We start from the raw sequence: 20,817 nt of genomic DNA, 5'->3' as shown, positions 1-20,817 counted from the left end.
AGGGATGTTCAGATGGAACACGACCGCGATGTGACGCCAGATGTGGATGACACGACCGTCTCCGTAACCTCTTCGCTCTATGATGTGCAGACTCTATTGAACGATGATTCTGACGCGCATGAGGACGGCCATGCCGTCCTACGCGAGGCGGTTCAGGTGACCTCGCATGGGCGCGTGGTGTCGAACGCGGTGCATGAGCGCCCCGTCACCATCCATGGGGAATCGGCCCGCGCACGGGCGGCGGCTGCCGTTCTGGCCGCAAACATGGATGCCGAGGAGGAGGCTGAGGATAAAGAGGAAAAGAGCAGGAACCGCTAGGGCAACCGATACCCTGATGGTGTGGTTTCCCTTCACCCCACCTGCCGATGATATACAATATAGGGTGTCTTAGGCACTCTATGGACAGAAAGGATGAGTGATAGACATGCCAGAGAACGCGAAGTACGCCAACGTGAAGATGCCCGCTGCATTCCTCACGCCGCACGAGTTCACCGCCAAGGACGGTCGGACCTTCGAGAAGGCCTACGTCCATTTCCCGGAGGGCACCAAGGTCAATGGAATCGACCTCGGCCACTACTCCTGCGATGTGTTCCTCAACGAGCGCATGAAGCAGCAGATGCTCTCCGGCGAGCAGGTCACCATCGGCTTCAAGGCCGACGAGCCTGTTCAGGTCTGGACGGGCAAGGCCGGTGATGAGCAGAACCCGTACAAGAAGTACGAGGTCAAGCCTTGGGATTTGGTCAAGGGCCTCAAGGCAGCCAACGAGGGCTTCAAGGCCGAGAAGGCAGCCGAGCGCGAGGCGGCCAAGGAGCAGGGCGCGACCCTCAAGGGCGAGTCCGAGCAGATGCGCGAGTCCTCCGCCAAGCTGGCCGGGGACAACACGCCCGAGGAGCACGCCAACACCCGTTAAGGGTCCAAGGAAGGGGGGAATACGGTAGATGAAGGTCGAGGTGCTTTTCAAGAGCCACCGTTACGAGGAGTTCGATTCGTCCACGCAGACGTGCCCGGAGCCGTATCGCGGCAAGGGGCTGAACGTCCTCACCGACTGGAACCTCTATCTCGGCTCCCTTGAGGAGAACGGCATCATCCTCGTGCAGCACTGGTATGACGGGAACCCGGCATCCTCCCAAGGCAAGGTGACCTTGGAGGGGGTCGAGGTTCCCGCCTCCGTGCGCAAGGTCGGGTGCGCCATGCTGCTCGTCTCCCCTGACGAGCTGGACGAAATCGTGTGGCTCAAGAAAGATGGCGAGAAGTTGCTGTGGCGCGAGGGCGAAGACCTCATCAACGGCGAGCGCTTCTTCGCGCAGGAGCAGCTTTGCTACTCCGATGAGACCACCAAGTCCATCAACCGCCGCGCCGTGGCGGTCTACGATTACCTCGCGAACGCCCATCCGACATGGGACGAGGATGAGGTGGCCGAGAGCATGGGCTACACCGCATCGGCCATCCGCCGCATCCGAGATGCGGAGCTATGCCAAGACCCCGAATTCATCGAGGTCGAGGACGAAGATGACACCGAGGAGGCCGACGTGGATACCGAGGGCGGTATCGGCGGCTACAACTTCGGTTAGAGATATATAGGAACAGTCAAAAAAATCAAGGAAGCAGAAAGGAGTCTCTTATGGAACATATCTTCGGCAAGATTAAGCGGATGTCGCGCAAGCTCGACGGCAAGCGCATCACCGCCAAGCTCATGTCGGCTGTGCTCATCGCAAGTTCCGTGATGAACGCGTTCACACCGCTCGCGGCGTATGCAGCCGAGCCTGAACTAGCGACGGTTTCCCTATCCGAGACCGAGCACGGCAAGCTCTCCTTCGATGGGAGCGATGAGATGTCGCTGGCCGTGGAGGTCGGCACTGACGTCACTGTGAACGTCGCCCCTGATGAAGGCTACTTCTCCGACAGCATCACCGTCTTCAAGGGTGAGGAGGACGGCAAGGCCGTCGATGTGAAGGAGGGCAAGGCCACCTTCACAGTCGAGGGTGACACCATCGTCACCTCCACATTCTACGAGAACGGCACGGTCGGCTCCGCCGCCCTCAAGGCGGTAGATGTCGATGAGGGCAAGGCCGTCAAGAGCGTGGAGGGCTACGTGCGCGACCATGCGGATGCCCAGTACGTCGGCGAGGGCGATGAGCTTACCCGTGCGGATGTGCTGACCGTGACCACCACGGTCATCGACGGAAACAAACTTCCCGAGGGCACGCTTGACGCGCTCTGGGCGGATGACGATGGCGACGGGATGTCCGACCATTGGGAGGCCATGCTCTCGCAGGCCGTGTCCCACGCCGTGCTATTCGAGGTTGACCCGAAGGCGGATTACTATGTGGGCTGGGCAGGTGCCGACATCTCCGGCGCGAAGCTGACCGAATGGCTCGCCGCCGAGAACAACGCCGATGCGAATATGCGCGATGGGTTCATCGTGGATGAGGCCACCGGCCTCGTGTACGTTCCAAAGTCCTACACGGAGAAGAACGACAAGGGCGAGCCTATCATCTCCACCTCCCGCATCCAGCTCGTCTACACCACAAGCGACAAGGATGCTGTGGCAACCTTCGACTTCAATAGCGACGCCGCCGATGTGGCCGGTAATGTCGCTGATGATGGCAAGCTCTCCGTGCCGGTCAGCTCCGCCATCACCCGTGTGACGCTCGCAAACGATGACGATGCTCGAAACTCCATCAACGGTCGGACTATCGACAGCGTGACGGTCAACGGCATCGAATACACCCCTGATATGGAGATGTGGGAATACGACGCAGCAACCGGCGCTTTGGAGTTCGCCATGGCTCCTGCCGGTATCCATGCCATGAGCGTCAAGATGTCCGACAACCTCGTCAAGGGCGTGGCCTCGTTCCTCCGTATGCCCGAACCCCGTATGTCCATAAACAACATCGGGACAATCGAGTTCAAGAGCGCCCCGTGGGTCGGCCAAACCTTCTACACGACTGGCGTAAATCATTACAACTCCTATGGGATGGGGGGCGGGTACACGCGTCCCGCAGTCGAGGGCAATGGCAGATGGGAATCCAAGACCCTTCAACAGGCCATGGGCTGGCAGCCCGTGGACCTCTCTCAGCTGAACACCACAAGCGCGAGCCTGATGCGCGGTGCTGACATTCCAGCGCAGGATACTGCCGTGGGCAGAATCGCTAATGATATGCACTTGGCACTCCTATGCTGCCATGCCGGAACCCAGCTCGACCCGAGTTTCAACAGCAATCCAAATTGGAACAACCCCAACGACGTTGACGGCGATGGTAGCGAATGGACTGACCGTTACGGTCAGCAGTTCCGCGTGTTCCAAGTCTCAGCAGGTAAGGCAATCGTTGCTGTTGTCTGCCCCACAAGTCACACCCAGCCCGGTGCGGGCTTCTTCGAGATTGACTGGCGCGTGGTCGCCGGTAAGCTGAGCATCCACAAGTCCAGTGCCAACCCCGGCATCACCGACGGCAACGACTGCTACTCCCTTGAGGGTGCGGAATTCACCGTCTACAACGCGGCCGGTCAGTCCATGGGCGTGCTGCGCACCAACGCCAACGGCGACACCAACACCCTTGAGCTTCCCGAGGGTACCTACACGGTGCGCGAGACGAAGCCCCCCAAGGGCTATCTGCCCGCCCCCGACCAGCAAATCACGGTGCGCGGAGGCCAGCAGACAACCGCTCAGGTGAGCGACCAACCTTCTGGTGACCCGATGCGCATGGTTGTCGGTAAGTATGACGGAGATACGGAGTACAAAGCCAACAACCTGCCGCAAGGTTCCGCCTCCCTTGAGGGCGCTGAGTTCACTATCGAGTACTTCGATACCGTTGACTTCGACAGCTACGATGCAATCAAGAAGGCCGGTGTGAAACCGACCCGCTCTTGGGTAGTCCACACCGATAAAGACGGTTATGCCGAACTGTCTGACGATTACCTTGTTTCTGGTGATGAGATTTACCACGATGCAAGCGGTAATGTAACCATACCTCGTGGTTCTGTCGCCATATATGAGTCAAAGGCTCCCGAAGGATACAAGCTAAATAGCAAGGTCAACTTCCAGAAGATTCAGGAAACCCCTCTTACTGGTGTCACTACCTTCAACATGCCCGAGGTTCCCGAATCCGTGAAGCGCGGCGGCGTGTCCGTGCAGAAGCTCGACTCCGAGACCGGTAAGACCCCGCAGGGTGGAGCATCCCTTGAGGGCATCGCATTCTCCATCATCAACGACAACGAGAACACCGTGAAGGTGGACGGCAAGACCTACGCCAAGGGCGAGACCGTGAAGGTCATCACGACCGATGCCAAGGGCTTCGCCACCACCGGTGCCGACACCCTCCCCTACGGCGATTACATCATCCGTGAGACGAAGACCAACGGCTCCTACCTCAACACCTCCGCCGAGATGCGCGTGCAGGTGCGCGAGGACGGCAAGGTCTACTCCTTCTCTGCCGAGGACGATGTGGAGCGCGGCGGCGTGCGACTCGTCAAGACCGACTCCGAGACCGGCAGCGACCCGCAGAACGGCCTTTCCTTCGACGGAACCCAGTTCGAGTTGAAATCCCTCAACGACAATCCCATCATCGTGGACGGCAAGACCTACGCCAAGAATCAGGTCATCGACACCCTCGTCATCAAGGACGGTCAGGCCGTGACCGACCCGCACATGCTCCCCTACGGCACTTACTCCGTGCAAGAGGTCAAGGCTCCCGAAGGCTACCTGCTGGATGATACGGTTCACGAGTTCCGCATCGTCGATGACGGTGTGCTGGTGAACCCCATCGACCATGACGGCTCCATCGAGAACCAAATCATGCGCAGCGACCTTGAGTTCACCAAGAAGGGCGAGGACGGTCAAGACCGCCTCGCGGGAGTCGCGTTCAAGCTGACCTCCAAGACCACGGGCGAGAGCCATGTGGCCGTGACCGACGGGAACGGCTATTTCTCCTCCGCCTCCTCTTGGAACAAGCACACCCATGAGACGAACGGCAACGATTGGGCGCTCAAGACCGATGGCGTCATCGACAGCTCCAAGCTGGACGACGGCGCTGGCATCTGGTTCGGCGGCACGAAGCCCGACGACTCCAAGGGCGCTCTGCCCTACGACACCTACGCCATCGAGGAGCTGCGCTGCACCGCCAACGAGGGCTACCAGCTCATCGAGACCACGGTCATCATCGGTCGCGACGGCAAGGTGTACGACTTCGGCACCCTCACTGACGTGAAGGCGTCCATCACCACCAAGGCCTACGACCCGATGGACGGCGATTCCCTCGTCGGCATGGGGGAGGTCAAGGTCTCCGACAAGGTGACCTACGCCAACCTCTTCCCGAACCGCGACTACAAGCTGACGGCGGAGCTTCACGACTCCGCGACCGGCGATGTCCTGCTCGACGCCTCCGGCCACCCCATCACCGTGGAGAAGCGATTCACGGCCCAGTCCCCCACCGGGTTCGAGGTCGTGGAGTTCACCATCGACACCATCGCCCTCGGCGGCAAGACCATCACGGTCTATGAGAAGCTGTACGATGATGGTGGCTCCCTCATCGCTGAGCACACCGATAAGTCCGACGTGAACCAGCAGGTGACCGTCATCGAGCCGGAAATCGGCACCACCGCTGTGGATGGCGCGGACGGCGACAAGAACGTGGCGACTGACGACAAGGCGACCGTCACCGACCGTGTGGCCTACAAGAACCTCATCCCCGGCAAGGAGTACACCGTCAAGGGCACCCTGCACATCAAGAAGACCGATGATGAGGGCAAGGTCACCGAGGAAATTCTGAAAGTGGACGGTAAGCCCGTGACGGCTGAAACCACCTTCACGCCCGAGAGCGCCGAGGGCACCGTGGACGTGACCTTCACGTTCGACTCCCTCTCTCTCAAGGACAAGACGCACCTCGTCGCGTTCGAGTCCCTTGAGCACGACGGCCATGAACTCGCGTCCCACGCCGACATCGAGGATGAGGGGCAGACGGTCACCGTCCGCAACCCCCGCATCTCCACCACAGCTCTCGACGGCATCGACAATGACAAGAACATCGTCACCGACGATGAGACGGTCATCATCGACACCGTGGCATACGAAAACCTCGTACCCGGCAGGGAGTACACCTTGAAGGGTTCCATGCAGGTGAAGGCCGAGAAAGATGGCAAGCCCGTGGCGAAGCCCCTTGAGGTCGGCGGCAAGCCCGTCAAGGCGGAGACGACCTTCACCCCCGAGAAGTCCGACGGCACCGCCAACGTGACCTTCCGGTTCAGCTCCCGCGACATCGAACCCGGCACCGAGCTGGTCATGTTCGAGTCCCTTGAGCGCGGCGGCAACGTGCTCGCGACCCATGAGGACATCGGGGACGTTAACCAGACCGTCACCGTGACCGCCCCGGCAATCTCTACTTCCGCACGCGATGCCATCGACGGCGACAAGGATGTGGTCGTGGACGATGTGACCACGGTCATCGACACCGTGGAGTACCGGAACCTCGTACCCGGCAGGGAGTACACCCTGAACGGCAAGCTCCACTCCAAGAGCAACGGCAAGCCCCTGATGGTGGGCGACAAGCCCGTCACGGGCCAGACCGTCTTCACGCCCGAGAAGGCCGACGGCAAGGTCGAGGTGACCTTCACCTTCGACTCCCGCGACCTTGAGGACAAGACGGACATCGTGGTCTTCGAGAGCCTTGTGCGCTCCGGCACTGAGATTGCGTCCCACGCCGACATCGACGATGAGAACCAGACCGTCACCGTGACCCATCCTGAAATCGGCACCACCGCCGTGGATGGCGCGGATGGCGACAAGAACGTCATCACCGATGACTCCACCGAGGTCATCGACACCGTGGAGTACACGGGCCTCATCCCCGGCAAGGAGTACACCTTGAAGGGCACCCTCCATGTGAAGGTGACCGATGAGGAGGGCAAGGTAACGGAGAAGCCCCTTGAGGTGGACGGCAAGCCCGTCACCGCTGAGACCACCTTCACGCCCGAGAAGGCCGACGGCAAGGTCGATGTGGTGTTCCACTTCAACTCCCTGACCATCCCCCACGACACGGAAATCGTGGCCTTCGAGTCCCTTGAGAAGAACGGCGTTGAAATCGCCGCCCATGCGGACATCAAGGACAAGGCGCAGACCGTCACGGTCAAGCACCCGTTCATCACCACCTCCGCACTGGACGGCATCGACGGCGACAAGAACATCGTCACCGATGACGAGACGGTCATCGTGGACACCGTGAAATACTCCGGCCTCATCCCCGGCAAGGAGTACACCTTGAAGGGTGCCATGCAGGTGAAGAAGTCCGATGAGGACGGCAACCTCACGGCGGAGCCTCTTGAGGTGGATGGCGAGCCGGTGACGGCTGAGACCACCTTCACGCCTGAGACCGCCAGCGGCGAGGTCGAGGTGACCTTCACCTTCGACTCCCGCACCATCGCCGACAAGACGGACATCGTGGTCTTCGAGTCCCTTGAGCGCACCGGTGTTGAAATCGCCAGCCATACGGACATCGAGGACGGCAAGCAGACCACCACGGTCACCCGTCCGCAAATCGGCACCACCGCGCTGGACGGCCATGACGGCGACAAGAACGTCGTGACCGACGGCAAGACCACGGTCATCGACACCGTGGAGTACAAGAACGTCATCCCCGGCAAGACCTACACCTTGAAGGGCAGCCTCCATGTGAAGGTGACCGACGAGGAGGGCAACGTCACGGAGAAGGCTCTTGAGGTGGACGGCAAGCCCGTCACCGCAGAGACCACCTTCACGCCCGAGAAGAGCGACGGCAAGGTCGAGGTGACCTTCACCTTCGACTCCACCGGCATTCCGCAGGACACCGAGATGGTCGCATTCGAGAGCCTTGAGAAGAACGGCGTCGAGCTTGTGGCCCACGCCGACATCGAGGACGGCAAGCAGACCACGACCGCCCATGTGACGGGCATCTCCACCACGGCCACCGACGGCCTCGATGGGGACAAGAACGTCATCGCGGATGCGGAGACCACCATCACCGATGATGTGGCCTACGAGAACGCCCTGACCGGCACCGGTTACACCATGACCGGTATCCTCATGGATGCCGAGACCGGCCTTCCCATCCTCACGGGCGATGGCAGCGAGAAGTACACCGAGGCGGATGTCGCGGCGTTCATGCAGCAGCTCCTCGACGTGCTCGGACTCTCCGCGCAGGATGAGGATGAGGGTATCGCCGACATCGTGGTCTCCGATGAGACCGCCGAGGACGGTTCGGTGAAGAAGTCCCAGACCGTGCGCGTCCATGCGGACGGCACCTTCGAGGTCATCGACACCACCTATGAGACCGATGAGGACGGCCTGACCTCCGCCACCGTGGACGCATCCGGCAAGGTTGGCTACGATGCCCTGACCGATGAGCAGAAGAAAGCCGTCTCCGACGTGGCCGTGCTCAAGGACTCCGGTATCGTGCTCAACTACTCCGCCACCGGCGAGCTGCCGGTGTCCATCGACATGGATGCCCTCGGCAAGTTCATCGCCGACAACGAAGACCTCATCTCCCATCTGGTCTACCAGACCGCCGAGTTCACCCCGGAGAAGTACGACGGCACCGTGACCATGGACTTCCACTTCAACGCCAACGATGTCATCGACCGCCTCGGCGGCGAGACCAAGGACATCGTGGTGTTCGAGGTCATGTCCAAGAACGCGGTCGCGGATGAGGAGGGTTCCGCCCCCGTCATCGTCGCCTCCGAATGCGACCTCGACTCCGAGGAGCAGACCGTGAACCTCGTGCCCACCGTCATCGGCACCACCGCCACGGACAAGTCCGACGGCGACCACACGCTGATGGCCGGTAAGGATGCGGTAATCACCGACCGCGTGACCTACGAGGGCCTGATTCCGGGCAAGGAATACACCCTCAAGGCGACGCTTATGGACAAGAAGACCGGCGAGATGCTGTCCATCAACGACCAGCACGTCACCGCCGAACTCAAGTTCACGCCCAACAGCCAGAACGGCACCATCGACATCGACCTCGGCAAGTTCGACGCCTCCTCCCTCGACGGCCACGACCTCGTGGTGTTCGAGGAGCTGTACAAGCAGACCGAGCAGGGCAACGAGGCCACCGAGGTTCTGGTCGCCGAGCACAAGGACATCGACGATGAGGGGCAGACGGTCACCGTGACCACCACGCCTCCCGGCGGGTTCTTCGGCAAGACCGGCGGCAACGACTTCTTCATCGTGGTCTCCATCGCGGCACTCGCCGTGCTCGCGTGCGGCTGCGCCTACTACGGCATCAAGAACCGCCGCGCCGCGAAGGCCGAGGATGCCGCAGTCGATGAAGGCGGCGACACTGACAACGGGGATGTCTCGGGCGACTCCGAGGCCTAACCCACTGCACATGCTGCGGGCGCTCCGTCCATGTAAATGGGGAGCGCCCGCCCTATCCCAGAAAGGGGGACACCCATGGATGACAAGAACCGTCTGAACGACGGAGAGAAACCGCAGACCCCCGCCGACCGTGAGGCCAAGGCCAAGCGTCGCATCCTCGTCGGTATCGCGGCGGGTGCCCTGCTCGTCGCCGGTCTCATCACTGGCGGCATCTACCTGTCCGGCAGGCAGGGCGGCACGCCCGCAGCTCCCGGCTCCGGCACCCCGACCGGCCAACAGGAGCAAGTCGATGGCGAGAAGCCCTGCGAGCACGACTGGACGGTCACCTACAAGACGGTGCATCACGACGCGGTGACCCACACCGAGAACGTCCCACCGGTCTACGAGACCAAGACCAGCTACCACACCGTGTGCAACGACTGCCAGCAGACCATCGACGGCATCGCCGATGCGCATATCAAGGACACCGGTCACTCCGGTTACTCAACCAACGTGCCCATCACCGGCGAGGTGCTGGTGAGCGAGGGCTTCACACGCGAGGTCACCGATTCCCCGGCCTACGATGAGTCCGTGCCGGACAAGCTCGTCTGCACGCTCTGCGGCGAGGAGAAACCGGCGACTGCCGAGTAGCGACCCTCTCCTTTTCAAGACCCGGCATCCTGCAATCGGGGTGCCGGGTCTTTCTCATGGAGGCGATTCAGAAGCCAGAAACGACGGATGATATGATTAGAAGCTAGGAGGTGAACGGAATTGAAGAAGAGAACGAAATCGCGCATAGCTTTCGCGGCATCGGCGGTATTCCTGCTGAGCGCCGCAGCGATGTTCGCCTTCCTCCTCTATTGCAGGCAGGCGGCGCATACACCGCCCTCGCCAGACGCGGCTCACGAGTCCATGGTGGAGGACGGCGATGGGTTTCCTGCGGTCGATTGGGATTACTGGCAGGACATCAACCCGGATGTCATCGGCTGGGTCACCATCCCCGGCACCACCGTGGACTCCCCCATCCTGCAAGCCCATGGGGACGACCCCGGCTATTACCTCAAGCACGACGTGTACGGCAACTACAACCCAGCCGGTGCCATCTACCTTGATGCTGATTGCGAGGAACTGGGGCTGTCCAGCCGCAACGCCGTCATCTTGGGGCATCATTTCTGGAACGACAAGAAGGTGGCCCCAATGGGTACCGTCGCCGATTATAAGGATGTAGATTTCGCCCGCGAACACTCCCTCGTCCTCATCCAGACCCCAAATACGAAGATGACCTACGAGGCGCGGTTCGCGCAGATAGTCAACGGTCGCGAGCGCAATAAGCGCATCGACTTCGAGGGCGAGTCGGACTTCCGTGCATGGTACGGCGAATCGCGTGCGAACGCCGCCATGATGCTCGATGCCGAGACGGAGCCGGAACAGGTCATCTCGCTCGTCACCTGCTCCTACAACATCTGGGTCGATAACGAGCGCACCGTCCTCGTCACGAGTATGCAAGAAACGGCCAAGAATCAAGCCGAAAATACGCAAATCGCACCAGACGCATCCTGAGCCTTCTGGCGGCAATCCGACATACGGCTGGCATCAGCATAGGCCCGACCCTCTCAACGCCCCGCAGACGCGATTCTGCGGGGTCGTTTTTCTTGCAACCTTCTGAAAATCAGCATCGGGTCGCCGTCCATGCGCGTTGATATAATGATGCCAACGGCTGACGTGGAAAGGACTGAAATGAAAGAGCAGAAGAAATCGAAGTCGCTTGAAATCGTGGAGAAGCAACGTGCGCTCGTGGTCGAGAAGATTATCGAGGACATGAAGCGCGACGGACTCCATTGGTCGGAACCCTACATCCCCTCCCTCAGCCCCCACAACCCGGTATCAGGCACGGTGTATCAGGGCGGCAACCGTTTCCACCTCGGTTTCGTGGGCTACATGCGCGAGTTCACGGACAACCGCTGGTGCACATTCAACCAGATTCGCGATAGCGGCTGGCATCTGAAGAAAGGTGCCAAAGCCGCCCTCATCGAGAAATGGCGCGAGTTCTCCATCAAGGAGGAGAACGAGGACACGGGTGAGAAGGAGGTCACCGGCCACTACCTGCGCTGCGTGGGCTACTGGAACGTCTTCAACGCAAGCGAAATCGAGGGCATCCCCGCCCCACCGGTACCGGAGCATGTGAGCGACCGCACCGCCGCCATCGCGGACGACCTTATCCTCTCCTCCCGCTGCCCCATCGTGGAATCCATGCGCTATCAGGGGAGCGCCGGTTACGCCCCCGGCTCCGACCGCATCCTCATCGCCCCGCGCGAGACCTTCCTTTCAGATGAGACGTTCACCCGCGTGCTCCTGCACGAGATGACCCATTCGACCGGGCACCCATCCGCCCTCAATCGCGGCTGCAACACTGACTTCGGAAGTCCCGAGTACGCGCAGGAGGAGCTTGTGGCCGAACTCGGCTCCCTTTTCCTCTCCGCAGACCTCGGCATCCAGAGCGTCGATTACGAGGGGGCGCACTACGAGAACCACGTCTCCTACCTGCAATCGTGGATGCACGCGCTGGAAGACGACCCATCCTACCTGTTCAAGGCTGCGGCAAAGGCCGACAAGGCGGGCACCCTCATCATCGGGCGCTACAACGATGTCTTGGAGAAGCGCCGCGACCGCGACGTGGAACGCGCACCTGAGAAGGTGTCCCTCAAGGGAGAAGTCGCGGCCATGAAGGGCGCGTCGAAGAGCCATGATGAGCAGGCCAAAGCGCCTGAAATCGCGGTCTCCGCGCGGTAGAAAACAGTTGTGGAAATGGCTGAAATGTAGTATAATAGTAGTGTAGAAAGCTATCAACCTTTAGATATAGGAAGGGATTACGAGAGGAGTGAAGTAGGATGAAATATCGCACGATTGAGGGCGGTTACAAGGTGCCGGTGTTCACAAAGGACTGGAAGGCGATGTGGTTCATGCTGGGCATGTTCTTCCAGATATTCGCCCCCTTCTTCGCCGTCATCTATTACGCTATCCGGTTTCCGCAAATCAAGACGGTAAGGGAAGTCGCTGCAACATGGGCGACACGCGGCTTGTTCACGATGGTCGCCATCCTAGTATGTGTCGGCTGCATCCTCTCTTTACTAAGTTGATTACACCATCAGGAGGAGAAACATATGTTTAAAGTGATTGAACCGATACCGTGGAGCTTCACCATCGAGTTTGACGAGGAGAAGGCGAAGCGCAACGGATATGACATCGAGACCCTGTACGATTACGTCGGCAGGAATGTGGAGAAATACGGAGTCACCCGCATCGGGCATGGGACATGGAAGGCGAAGGTCGGCGATGAGGTGGAATCACAATGCCTCGCGCTCTCCATGCTCTCCAATGCGAAATGGGTCATGCGAAACGTCAAGTCGCTCGTCGCCTTCGAGGATGACACCGATGCCATCGACTGCCTTGACGTCTTCCGCAAGACCGACCCTCAATGCCTTTATGCGTAAGTGATATGCCATGGCAAATCGTAGAAAAGCATTCCATTTCGATTTGGATGAAGATAGGTTGAAATCCCTTTATCCATCTGAAAGTAAGACGGGCTACAAAAGCGCATGGGGCAAGATACAGGCCTTCATGGAAGCGAACGGCTTCGAGCACACCCAATATTCCGGCTACGAATCCATTCATGGAATGTCCTACTTGCAAGCGTACAAGGTGTTGGAGGGTTTGCAGAAGACATATCCGTGGTTCAAGGATTGCGCTCAAGTAGCAACGCTCACCGAAATCGGTAAGCGTCACGACGTACTGGAACATCTCGGCAATGGCAAAGACATTGAGGAACCGGATGTCAGTCACTCGGAGCCTTTACGGCTCAAGGACGAAGCTCATGCCATGCGGGAATCTTCGAGGGCATTGGAAGCATCTCGTGAAGACCAAGCATATCATCAAGAAAACGAACGATGATAAATTAGCAATAATCTGAGGCCTCGGTTATAAACCGGGGCTTTTTCCTGCCATCAATCGGCGCGGAGCCATTGTCAACGGGAGCGTGGAATACCGGAGTCTTGGCGAGGATATGCCGCGAAAGCCCGTTTACAGGAGGCTCACGGGAAATCCTTTTGGTAAAGGAAAGGAGGCCTCCTGCTTTCCCTGCCCTCCGGCGAGGATGGGTTCGGGTGAAACCCGAGATACGGGTCAAGGGACGCGTCCCTTGCGGGGTTCGGGGTGGAATCCCGAGATGGATTGCATCGCACTGATATGACGAAGCCCCTGGTCGATGACCGGGGGCTTATCCTATGACCTATCTGGACCTAGAAGGGAAACAGGTCAACTGGTTTCAGGCCATGGCATCTCTTGAGCTTCTTGCCGCTTCCACAGGGGCACGGGTCGTTCCTCTTGAACCTCGACAGGAACATGCTGCGTTCAGCTCCGACCGATTGGGCAAGTGCATCGCACATCTCTAGGTACTCATCATGAGAGCCGCCATTGTTCGTATCGTAAATCTTCCCACGCAACTCATTGAATCGCATCCAATTCCTTATGGATGAATCATTGTCGTCATTCCATATGAACGGCAATAAATCAAGCAAACCGTTCACCTCGTCGTTGACGACATTCCATACGAAACCACCTAGGTAATAGACAAATGCGCTCTGGTAGAGCATCGCCGTCAAGTCGTTTCGCCCGCAATTCAGCTTTTCAGGCATGTTGTCACGCACCATCTTCCGTGCAAACTCTTGAGCAGCACCCACCATCTTAGTTCCAGCTTCTATAACCTCTCCGTCCTGCGTCTTACATCCGAAGGTATCCTCCTCGATGAGTTGCTTGATGTCGATGACCTCTATCTTCTCCTTCAAACAGCTCTGAGGCACCACGTATTCGGAGAAGCGTTCGTCCACATCATCGAACATGGTGGCGAACTTCCCATCAAAATCGACATCTCGCGGCAGAGTGAGGATGTTGTTCCATGTCACTGCATCGAATCGGACATATTCGTTCGTATCGAAAAAGATGAGGCATTCAGGTTTGCAGGGAGCCGCAAGGAGCGAGCGAAACCGGAACTCATCAGCCGTCCGCGCTGGAAAGCAGAAGACGGGATACTCGCCGCCGAGTTTATCGCGGAAGCAATCATATCTCGGGTCCTGCCGAGAAGACTGAGGTTCTTTGGGCTGGTAAGTTGCGAGAAGCATAACTGGCCTTTCTGTAATATGATAACTACAATACTATAAATATATAACACTACAAAAGAAAAGGGAACTCAAAGAAGCTCCCCTTTACATTTACCTATTTGATTTTCCCGCAATTCGTACAGATACGACGACCAGTTGGGACTTTTTCATCCCAAGCGTCTTTTACAAGTTTCTGCACAGGTTCATCCCATGCTTCTTTAACAGTAACAGGAGTATTTGTATATGATTGACATCCATTAAAGAAGTTTTCTTTGAAATGTGATGTCTCAAAGCCCGTAATATCCGCCCCGCATCCATTACAAATGCAGTGATACTCAACTACCGCGTCGTGATGGATATAAGTTGTCTCATATACCGCGTCGTGATGCACTGTCGCGGTTTCATCAACCCAATTATGTGCACATTGGTGCCCGCTCTGCCCACCACCGTTACCGGAGTTACCTGAGTTGGAACCACCACCACCGTTACCGCCTTGATTCTGACCATTGGCACCTGACTCACCACCGGCGTTATTGTTGCCATTTCCACCGTCTCCGTTGTTACCCGGCTTGGATTCCCCGGTGTCCCCAGCATCATCCTCCGCCTTCTGGCTCTCCTCCTCGACCTTCTCCTTGTCGGCGTTCGGGTTTGCCTTGGCGTTCTCCTTGACCAGCTCGATGACCTTGGTGCCGTTCGCGCCGGTCAGGGTCTCATCGCCCTTCTTCACGGCGTCGCCGACGGATTTCACGATGGCGTTGAGCGTATCCGCGTCGGCCTTGTCAGCCGCGATGGGCTTGAACTCGAAGGGCAGGTCGGTCTTTGCCGCCTTCCCGTCTTTATCCTCCACCTCGGCTTTCACCTTGGATGCCTTCGGCACCTCATAGATGGAGCCGTCCTTGTCCACGGGGCTGATGAAGGAGACCTCATACTCGCCCTCTGCGGGCACGTCGAGCGCATGCTGCTCGTTCGCGTCGTAGGCGTGGTAGTAGTCCACCTTCTCTTCCTTGTTCACGATGTGGGCGATGACCGGAGAGGACTCGCCCTTCACCCAACCGTCCGCCTTGGCACCGAGCTGGATGACATGCTGCTCGGTCTTCTCAGTCTGCTCGATGGGCGTTGGCTCCTTCGGCTCCGGCTTTTGCGAAGCTGCGTACCAGACACCGCCGCCGATGAGGGCGATTGCCAGCAGCCCACCGAGTCCGGCCATCACGGCCTTCTTCTTGTCGAACTCATGGCCGAAGAGCACGATGGTGCCCTTCTTCTCATCCTCCTCCCCCTCAGCCGGTCTATGCGGCATCTGCTGCGTGCCCGTCTCCTGCTTATCCTTATCGAAATCCTTGTTGTCTTCCATGACCAATCTCTTCCTTTCAATCCTACGCCATCCGGTCGGCGCTTTCTTCAACTTGAACCTATATGTATGTGTCCTTGTCATCCGCACATGCGTGTTACGAGAACATCTGCCAGACGATATGGACCAAGATGAACAGCACGAGCATGAGCGCCGTCCACTTGAGGAAATGGAACATGCGGTCCGGCAGGGTGACCATCGCAAGGCGCTCGATGCGGCGCTTCGACTCCAAGACCATCGTGTCGATGGCCTTCTTGCTGCGCTGCGTCGCCTCGTCTATATTGCGGAGGGTTATCTCCTGCGCCTTCTCCTGCGCCTTGTTCACGCCGTTGAGCGCGGCCTGCTCTGCGGAATGGGTCTCGTCCTTGGCGCTGTTGTACAGCTCCTCGACTCTATCGACCAGATTGCGCATCTCATAGAGCGTCTGGTCCATCTTCTTCACGGCGCGTTTATTGTCCAGTCTGAAACCGGCAACCTCCTCACGTAGCTTGATGACCACCCCCACAATGTCATCCTCTACTAGGTCGCTATCGGCATCCGCCAACTTGCGCCCCGCAGCACGCGCATCGCGCACCTCCTCGGCAAGATGGATGACTCCGCTCATCGGCGGCTCTGTCCTATCATCTTCATCGACTTCCGGCTTCCTCAGATGCCTTGGCGCATGTCCACCGCCACGAATATCCTCATTGTCCAGTGCCATGTGTTTAACCCTCCTTCTCGCCCACCAGTCTGGTGCGGGTGTGGAAATCATCGCCTATGAGTCCGGTTCGCATGAAGTTCTGCAAAGCATCGGCGACCGTGATGGCGGTCTGGCCGTCATCGCACTGGGCGACGCAGCACCAGTTGCCCGGTCGATGCTCCAACGCATGGGCACGGCGCACCTCCACGACCCACTTCTCCTCCGACTGCTTCTTACTCATAGAACTCCTCCTGCTCTTGATAATCCTCGCAACTGATGTATTCCGGGCAGTTGGACGGGCTGATGCGGCACCCATCCAAATCAGGGTATTCGCACCCCAGATTTCTGCCGAGCCAATGGGCGCAATCCGCCTCCCTGCATTCATTGTTAGCCATTCGTTCTCCTTTCCAAGCAATAGTATTATACCATACTATATCAATAGTAAACTACTTTTCTCCAATTTTACCCATCTCCGACCGAAGCTCGAAGATGTTCGCCAAGATGAAGGCGATGCCGAAGTGGGTCATGGCATCCGACCCCTCGGGTTCGCCGCTGAGCCACCGCGCTATCGCGATGAGCGCCCAAGCAACGGCCATCGCGTACCAGAGAACGCTTTGGATGAGGTCGCCGTCCAACTTACTCATCGGTGCGGGCCTCCCCCGTCTTCCGCATCTTATGTCGCATCACCTGTATGGCACGCACGCTCCTGCCGGTCATACGCGAGATTTCCCTGTCCGGCATCGTGTGCTCCATCACCAGTTCCCTCTCCCAGTCCTGCCACCTCGTGTGACGGACATCATCATCGCCGGGGCACAGGGCATAGTTCCTCTCCCGCTGTCGGTTGCGGTACTCCCTTGCCCTCTCGCTGTCCGCGAAGTTCTTCAATGTCTTCGGCATTCACGCCTCCTCGAACTCGCCGCACCAATCGGCATCGGTGCTGTACACGTCGGCACCCGTGGTGCGGTCGCAGGTGGTCAGGTGGGTGCATCGCGTGCAGGGGAACAGGTGCGCCGCAGAGCACCTGCGACTGCGAACCAACCCGCAGTGCATGAGGCAACCGCCGGTGCAGGAACACCGACCGTCGGTCATCCCGTCGTAGCCGTTCTCCTCAAGCCAATCCGCGACCATATCCACCACGGTGGCCCCGTCCTTATCCATGGACTGCATCTCGCCCCTCCCCCATAACACCCGTCCCGCAAAACGGGCAGACATTAAGCGGCAGCTCTGGTTCAGGCTCGATGAGGTCGGCGAGGCGGCGATACGACGCGTCGGCCAGAATGAGATTGAAGTCACTTCGCCGTACACCTATGATGTCCTCAATATCCTGTCCCGTGAACAGAGGCTTGCCGATGTGCTTCCACAGCCGCTCCGCCACATCGCGCCGCTCCTTGTCAAACGCCCCTTTCATCACCTCCTTATCAATGGAAGCCGTCGCAACGGCTCGGGCGTTCCATCGCTGTATCAGCTCGGGGACGAACTCGTCGCTCATCTCGGCACCGCAATGGATGCAGGTGATGCCGAACAGAGGTGGCGACTTGCGCATCGCCGGCCTGACCTCGCCGAGCATGGGTTCACTCCCGCAGAAGGGACAGGGCTTTAAGGCGTGTTTGCTCATATTCTCCACCTTCCTAGCATCAGTTGACATTGAATTGATATTCACCCCAGCTGCCTTCTGGGATATGGATGCGCGTTTCATACTGGCACTCTTGCCCGTATGGGAACTCGATAGGAGACTCAAATAACAACGATGAAGATGACATATACGTGACCTTCTTGTCCTTGATAATCGCGACTCTCTCGACCCGTGCGTCCTCTTTGGAAGAATCGAACAGGACGGTCACTTCGCTTGCGAGATAGCGTTTCTTCTTGTAGCCGCCGTTCCCATCAGCTGTCATCACCGTGTAGTAATCATCTTCACTGATATTACCGTGTACACGATTACCACCCAAGAGCGAGGTGCTACCGCCGAACTCACCAGAGATGTAAGACGTGCCGTCTAATGTCACAATAGGGGTTGACTCCACTATCTCCTCACGCTCGCCCACTTCCTCTATGCTCTTCGACTCCATGCATTCAAGGCTGAATGCTAAGCCCTCGACGAAGATAACACCACCAATGCCAATGACCGCCAAGTAGATGAATCGAGCGACATGCTTTTTGATTTTCGAGTGCCATTTACCGGTATCTAAACCATAGTAGATTGCCGACACAACTGTCAGATAAATCGGGTAACCTAGAAGGACTCCAAGCCCGATATAGCTAAGAGTGCTCTCTAACTGCTCCCACGTCGTGATTTCCATCTCTCTCCCCTATTTCCAGTATCGGAACGGCTCTCGCCACATCTTCATGACCACGGCTCCGATTGCCCTATCCGGGCATACCTCAGCGAACAGCCGCTTCGTCGGCTTCACGCCGTCGCGCTCCCACAACTTTTTCAGAACACCCATGGTGCCGAGAACCGCATCCAAAGCATCGTCTGGCGTGATGAAGTAATCTTTGCCGTGAAGGGCCTCACCATAAATGAAGAGGATACCGGTGGAGGCTTCGCGAATCACCTTGTCCATGACGACCGACGTGGCATGTGCCCACGCCCTGCGCCTACGCTCTTCGATGATGTTCACAGTGCCCCCGCCCTAGTACATGAGAAGCGAGCCGCACTTCGGGCAGAAGGTCGGCACGTCCTCCGCGAGGCTGTCGAACTGCGGCTCGCTGTACTCGTCGAAATCGGTTATGTCCTGCGCGATGACACCGGCCCAGCCGCAGTGCGAGCACCAGATGCCATCGACCGGGTTGGCCGAGGACTTGTTGGCGGAGTTCACGCGCGGCACGTACCTGCGGCTCTTGAAGCGCGAGGATTCGTGGCTGACCTCGATGTGCTCGGGCCACTCATCCTCGCGCCAATTACCGGGAAGAATCTCGTTCAGATACATCAACGCCCCTCTCATGGTCGTGTGTGTTGCTACTATTGTAGCATACCATAAACCTACCAATGTGGAGATGTTGAGCATCTTCTCGGGACCGCTACTTAACGCACATCCGGTCGCTCATGCCCGCGCTCGTCCTTGCCCATGGACGGAGCCTCGCGGCGCGGTTGGCTGCCGGACCCGCTCGTGCCGCCGCCCTTCTTGGGCTTGCGTGCATAGGGAACCTCGGAAGCCATCTCGACGCGCAGCTCGTCGGCACCGCGACGGTACGCGAGCCACAGGCGCTTCACCTCGGGGTCGTCCACGACCTCCTTGGGCGGGCGCTTGAGTTCGAGCTTCGGGAACGCGGCGAGGGCGGTGCCCTCCAAGCCATGCGCCTTCTTGCGGTAATCGAGGTAAGACTTCCGCATCTCCTCTAGGTAGGCATCGCGGATGCCGGTGACGCGCTGGCGCTCGGCCTCGACGGCAACGCGCTCTTCGTGCGCTTGTCTTCCCTTCTCGCGAATGTCCGCGACCACGTTGGCGCGAAAAGTCCGGTTAAGGCCATTCTGATTCAAATCGGCATCGAGCTTCGCGAGGGAGAAGGAGTATTTGGAGTTGTCGGTGTCGGTGACATAGAGCCTGCCCTTGCGGAACTGGGTGTCAACGCCCCAGCCTTCAAGCATCTCCCGGTACTCGTAGATGTCCTGCGAGCGCTCCGCCGCGATGCGGCACAGCTCGCGCAGGTTCGTCTTATAGGACTTGCCGCCGCGACCCTCAATCTCCTTCTCCACCTTCGACGGCTGCTTCTTATGAACGGAGGAATTGCGTTCGTCGCGCTCCACCTGCTTCAAGCCCCATGCCTTGTCCATCTTGCGGATGCGGGAGGCACGTTCGACCTTGGCCTTCTGCCCGCGCCCTTCATTGAGGCGCTTTTTCGTCTGGATGTCGGAGCGATTTATGACCATATGAACGGCATAGCGATGGGTCTTGTCCTCCTTGCAATACTCGTTGTGCAGGGCGAAGACCACCTGTTGATTCGGATAGAACTTCGCCGCGTACTCCTTCGCGTAAGCCATGCACTCCTCTGGCGTGAGCTTGCCGCCGTTGATGTCACATTCATCCGGGAGGAAGGCGAGTATCTGATGGTACATAATCGTGTTCCTCGACTGCCTCAACTCGCCGGTCTTCTTGTCCCGGACCATTCGCGATGCCTTATCGTGACCGAAGCGCCTACGCGTGGTTTCCATGAAAGTCGCCCAACGCTTGATGTTGGTGCATCCATCCATGTTCTGAGAGTCACGGAGAAGAACCTTCTTGTCATCGTTGATGTAGGCGCGGAGGTTGCGCTGATGTCCATTCTCTGTGACGGCTCGCTGCTTGATGATGGTCAATGGTCATTCCTC

At 58.6% G+C, this 20,817-nt stretch carries 23 protein-coding genes; 10 read left to right on the top strand and 13 right to left on the bottom strand.

The annotated features are described in order from the left end of the window. Nucleotides 1-12 precede the first annotated feature (12 nt). The 10 genes from ACG3M1_RS07300 to ACG3M1_RS07255 all read left to right on the top strand — a co-directional run bounded on the left by ACG3M1_RS07300 (nt 13) and on the right by ACG3M1_RS07255 (nt 13,276). Nucleotides 13-318 (top strand): hypothetical protein, encoded by a 306-nt coding sequence (locus tag ACG3M1_RS07300; protein WP_395815133.1) that lies wholly within the window; start codon nt 13-15, stop codon nt 316-318. Nucleotides 319-424: 106 nt separating this feature from the next. Then, nucleotides 425-910: a hypothetical protein gene (locus ACG3M1_RS07295; RefSeq protein ID WP_129980621.1), complete on the top strand. Its 486-nt coding sequence runs from the start codon at nt 425-427 to the stop codon at nt 908-910. A gap of 28 nt (nt 911-938) precedes the next feature. Next, the gene (locus ACG3M1_RS07290) at nt 939-1,571 is read left to right on the top strand and encodes a hypothetical protein (RefSeq protein ID WP_303143897.1); all 633 of its coding nucleotides are present in this window, start codon (nt 939-941) and stop codon (nt 1,569-1,571) included. Between the two features lie 50 nt (nt 1,572-1,621). Beyond that, nucleotides 1,622-9,349: a VaFE repeat-containing surface-anchored protein gene (locus ACG3M1_RS07285; protein WP_395815130.1), complete on the top strand. Its 7,728-nt coding sequence runs from the start codon at nt 1,622-1,624 to the stop codon at nt 9,347-9,349. A gap of 75 nt (nt 9,350-9,424) precedes the next feature. Continuing rightward, nucleotides 9,425-9,979 (top strand): hypothetical protein, encoded by a 555-nt coding sequence (locus ACG3M1_RS07280; protein ID WP_395814842.1) that lies wholly within the window; start codon nt 9,425-9,427, stop codon nt 9,977-9,979. A 120-nt stretch (nt 9,980-10,099) separates the two neighbouring features. Next, entirely contained in the window at nt 10,100-10,888 is a 789-nt protein-coding gene (locus tag ACG3M1_RS07275; protein WP_395815127.1) for a class B sortase, read from the top strand. A gap of 177 nt (nt 10,889-11,065) precedes the next feature. Continuing rightward, nucleotides 11,066-12,118 carry an ArdC family protein gene (locus ACG3M1_RS07270; RefSeq protein WP_395815124.1) on the top strand — a complete coding sequence of 351 codons (1,053 nt, stop codon included), beginning with the start codon at nt 11,066-11,068 and terminating at the stop codon, nt 12,116-12,118. A gap of 98 nt (nt 12,119-12,216) precedes the next feature. Then, nucleotides 12,217-12,465 carry a hypothetical protein gene (locus ACG3M1_RS07265; RefSeq protein WP_395814832.1) on the top strand — a complete coding sequence of 83 codons (249 nt, stop codon included), beginning with the start codon at nt 12,217-12,219 and terminating at the stop codon, nt 12,463-12,465. Between the two features lie 24 nt (nt 12,466-12,489). Then, entirely contained in the window at nt 12,490-12,819 is a 330-nt protein-coding gene (locus ACG3M1_RS07260) for a hypothetical protein (RefSeq protein ID WP_303143880.1), read from the top strand. A 10-nt stretch (nt 12,820-12,829) separates the two neighbouring features. Then, nucleotides 12,830-13,276: a hypothetical protein gene (locus tag ACG3M1_RS07255; RefSeq protein ID WP_227402143.1), complete on the top strand. Its 447-nt coding sequence runs from the start codon at nt 12,830-12,832 to the stop codon at nt 13,274-13,276. A 347-nt stretch (nt 13,277-13,623) separates the two neighbouring features. Here ACG3M1_RS07255 and ACG3M1_RS07250 read toward each other — a convergent pair whose 3' ends face one another. The 13 genes from ACG3M1_RS07250 to ACG3M1_RS07190 form a co-directional block, all read right to left on the bottom strand. Continuing rightward, nucleotides 13,624-14,502: a YecA family protein gene (locus ACG3M1_RS07250; protein WP_395815121.1), complete on the bottom strand. Its 879-nt coding sequence runs from the start codon at nt 14,500-14,502 to the stop codon at nt 13,624-13,626. Nucleotides 14,503-14,596: 94 nt separating this feature from the next. Continuing rightward, on the bottom strand, nt 14,597-15,832 hold the full coding sequence (locus ACG3M1_RS07245) for a hypothetical protein (RefSeq protein ID WP_395815118.1): 1,236 nt from the start codon (nt 15,830-15,832) through the stop codon (nt 14,597-14,599). Nucleotides 15,833-15,926: 94 nt separating this feature from the next. After that, nucleotides 15,927-16,529 carry a hypothetical protein gene (locus tag ACG3M1_RS07240; protein ID WP_395815115.1) on the bottom strand — a complete coding sequence of 201 codons (603 nt, stop codon included), beginning with the start codon at nt 16,527-16,529 and terminating at the stop codon, nt 15,927-15,929. Nucleotides 16,530-16,533: 4 nt separating this feature from the next. After that, nucleotides 16,534-16,749 carry a hypothetical protein gene (locus tag ACG3M1_RS07235; RefSeq protein ID WP_395815112.1) on the bottom strand — a complete coding sequence of 72 codons (216 nt, stop codon included), beginning with the start codon at nt 16,747-16,749 and terminating at the stop codon, nt 16,534-16,536. Next, nucleotides 16,742-16,903, bottom strand: a complete 162-nt coding sequence (locus ACG3M1_RS07230; protein WP_395815109.1) for a hypothetical protein — start codon at nt 16,901-16,903, stop codon at nt 16,742-16,744. The genes ACG3M1_RS07235 and ACG3M1_RS07230 overlap by 8 nt, the downstream gene beginning before the upstream one ends. Nucleotides 16,904-16,954: 51 nt before the next feature. After that, entirely contained in the window at nt 16,955-17,152 is a 198-nt protein-coding gene (locus ACG3M1_RS07225; RefSeq protein ID WP_395815106.1) for a hypothetical protein, read from the bottom strand. Further along, nucleotides 17,145-17,405, bottom strand: coding sequence for a hypothetical protein (locus tag ACG3M1_RS07220; RefSeq protein ID WP_395815104.1), 261 nt, complete (start codon nt 17,403-17,405; stop codon nt 17,145-17,147). Before ACG3M1_RS07220 ends, ACG3M1_RS07225 begins: the two co-directional genes overlap by 8 nt. Next, complete coding sequence (locus ACG3M1_RS07215) at nt 17,406-17,675, bottom strand: hypothetical protein (RefSeq protein WP_303143858.1); 270 nt, start codon at nt 17,673-17,675, stop codon at nt 17,406-17,408. Then, a complete protein-coding gene (locus tag ACG3M1_RS07210; RefSeq protein ID WP_395815101.1) occupies nt 17,659-18,123 on the bottom strand; it encodes a Lar family restriction alleviation protein in 465 nt (154 codons plus the stop codon). The genes ACG3M1_RS07215 and ACG3M1_RS07210 overlap by 17 nt, the downstream gene beginning before the upstream one ends. A 19-nt stretch (nt 18,124-18,142) precedes the next feature. After that, nucleotides 18,143-18,808 carry a hypothetical protein gene (locus ACG3M1_RS07205; protein WP_395815098.1) on the bottom strand — a complete coding sequence of 222 codons (666 nt, stop codon included), beginning with the start codon at nt 18,806-18,808 and terminating at the stop codon, nt 18,143-18,145. Between the two features lie 9 nt (nt 18,809-18,817). Then, on the bottom strand, nt 18,818-19,129 hold the full coding sequence (locus ACG3M1_RS07200; protein ID WP_395815095.1) for a hypothetical protein: 312 nt from the start codon (nt 19,127-19,129) through the stop codon (nt 18,818-18,820). Nucleotides 19,130-19,141: 12 nt separating this feature from the next. Next, nucleotides 19,142-19,438, bottom strand: coding sequence for a hypothetical protein (locus ACG3M1_RS07195; protein ID WP_395815092.1), 297 nt, complete (start codon nt 19,436-19,438; stop codon nt 19,142-19,144). A 95-nt stretch (nt 19,439-19,533) separates the two neighbouring features. After that, the gene (locus tag ACG3M1_RS07190) at nt 19,534-20,805 is read right to left on the bottom strand and encodes a relaxase/mobilization nuclease domain-containing protein (protein WP_395815089.1); all 1,272 of its coding nucleotides are present in this window, start codon (nt 20,803-20,805) and stop codon (nt 19,534-19,536) included. Between the last annotated feature and the right edge of the window lie 12 nt (nt 20,806-20,817).

Origin of the sequence: Clostridium sp. 10cd* (genome assembly GCF_044336395.1) — a bacterium.
Classification (GTDB): domain Bacteria; phylum Bacillota_I; class Bacilli_A; order Erysipelotrichales; family Erysipelotrichaceae; genus Clostridium_AQ; species Clostridium_AQ innocuum.
This window is presented reverse-complemented; position numbering and strand designations above follow the sequence as displayed.

Bases quoted from the DNA above. Each gene is read 5' to 3' on its own strand.
- ACG3M1_RS07215 (WP_303143858.1), bottom strand. From the start codon at position 17,675: ATGCAGTCCATGGATAAGGACGGGGCCACCGTGGTGGATATGGTCGCG.
- ACG3M1_RS07225 (WP_395815106.1), bottom strand. From the start codon at position 17,152: ATGAGTAAGTTGGACGGCGACCTCATCCAAAGCGTTCTCTGGTACGCG.
- ACG3M1_RS07245 (WP_395815118.1), bottom strand. From the start codon at position 15,832: ATGGAAGACAACAAGGATTTCGATAAGGATAAGCAGGAGACGGGCACG.
- ACG3M1_RS07195 (WP_395815092.1), bottom strand. From the start codon at position 19,438: ATGTATCTGAACGAGATTCTTCCCGGTAATTGGCGCGAGGATGAGTGG.
- ACG3M1_RS07240 (WP_395815115.1), bottom strand. From the start codon at position 16,529: ATGGCACTGGACAATGAGGATATTCGTGGCGGTGGACATGCGCCAAGG.
- ACG3M1_RS07220 (WP_395815104.1), bottom strand. From the start codon at position 17,405: ATGCCGAAGACATTGAAGAACTTCGCGGACAGCGAGAGGGCAAGGGAG.
- ACG3M1_RS07265 (WP_395814832.1), top strand. From the start codon at position 12,217: ATGAAATATCGCACGATTGAGGGCGGTTACAAGGTGCCGGTGTTCACA.
- ACG3M1_RS07270 (WP_395815124.1), top strand. From the start codon at position 11,066: ATGAAAGAGCAGAAGAAATCGAAGTCGCTTGAAATCGTGGAGAAGCAA.
- ACG3M1_RS07230 (WP_395815109.1), bottom strand. From the start codon at position 16,903: ATGGCTAACAATGAATGCAGGGAGGCGGATTGCGCCCATTGGCTCGGC.
- ACG3M1_RS07255 (WP_227402143.1), top strand. From the start codon at position 12,830: ATGGCAAATCGTAGAAAAGCATTCCATTTCGATTTGGATGAAGATAGG.
- ACG3M1_RS07250 (WP_395815121.1), bottom strand. From the start codon at position 14,502: ATGCTTCTCGCAACTTACCAGCCCAAAGAACCTCAGTCTTCTCGGCAG.
- ACG3M1_RS07300 (WP_395815133.1), top strand. From the start codon at position 13: ATGGAACACGACCGCGATGTGACGCCAGATGTGGATGACACGACCGTC.
- ACG3M1_RS07295 (WP_129980621.1), top strand. From the start codon at position 425: ATGCCAGAGAACGCGAAGTACGCCAACGTGAAGATGCCCGCTGCATTC.
- ACG3M1_RS07260 (WP_303143880.1), top strand. From the start codon at position 12,490: ATGTTTAAAGTGATTGAACCGATACCGTGGAGCTTCACCATCGAGTTT.
- ACG3M1_RS07210 (WP_395815101.1), bottom strand. From the start codon at position 18,123: ATGAGCAAACACGCCTTAAAGCCCTGTCCCTTCTGCGGGAGTGAACCC.
- ACG3M1_RS07285 (WP_395815130.1), top strand. From the start codon at position 1,622: ATGGAACATATCTTCGGCAAGATTAAGCGGATGTCGCGCAAGCTCGAC.
- ACG3M1_RS07205 (WP_395815098.1), bottom strand. From the start codon at position 18,808: ATGGAAATCACGACGTGGGAGCAGTTAGAGAGCACTCTTAGCTATATC.
- ACG3M1_RS07280 (WP_395814842.1), top strand. From the start codon at position 9,425: ATGGATGACAAGAACCGTCTGAACGACGGAGAGAAACCGCAGACCCCC.
- ACG3M1_RS07235 (WP_395815112.1), bottom strand. From the start codon at position 16,749: ATGAGTAAGAAGCAGTCGGAGGAGAAGTGGGTCGTGGAGGTGCGCCGT.
- ACG3M1_RS07290 (WP_303143897.1), top strand. From the start codon at position 939: ATGAAGGTCGAGGTGCTTTTCAAGAGCCACCGTTACGAGGAGTTCGAT.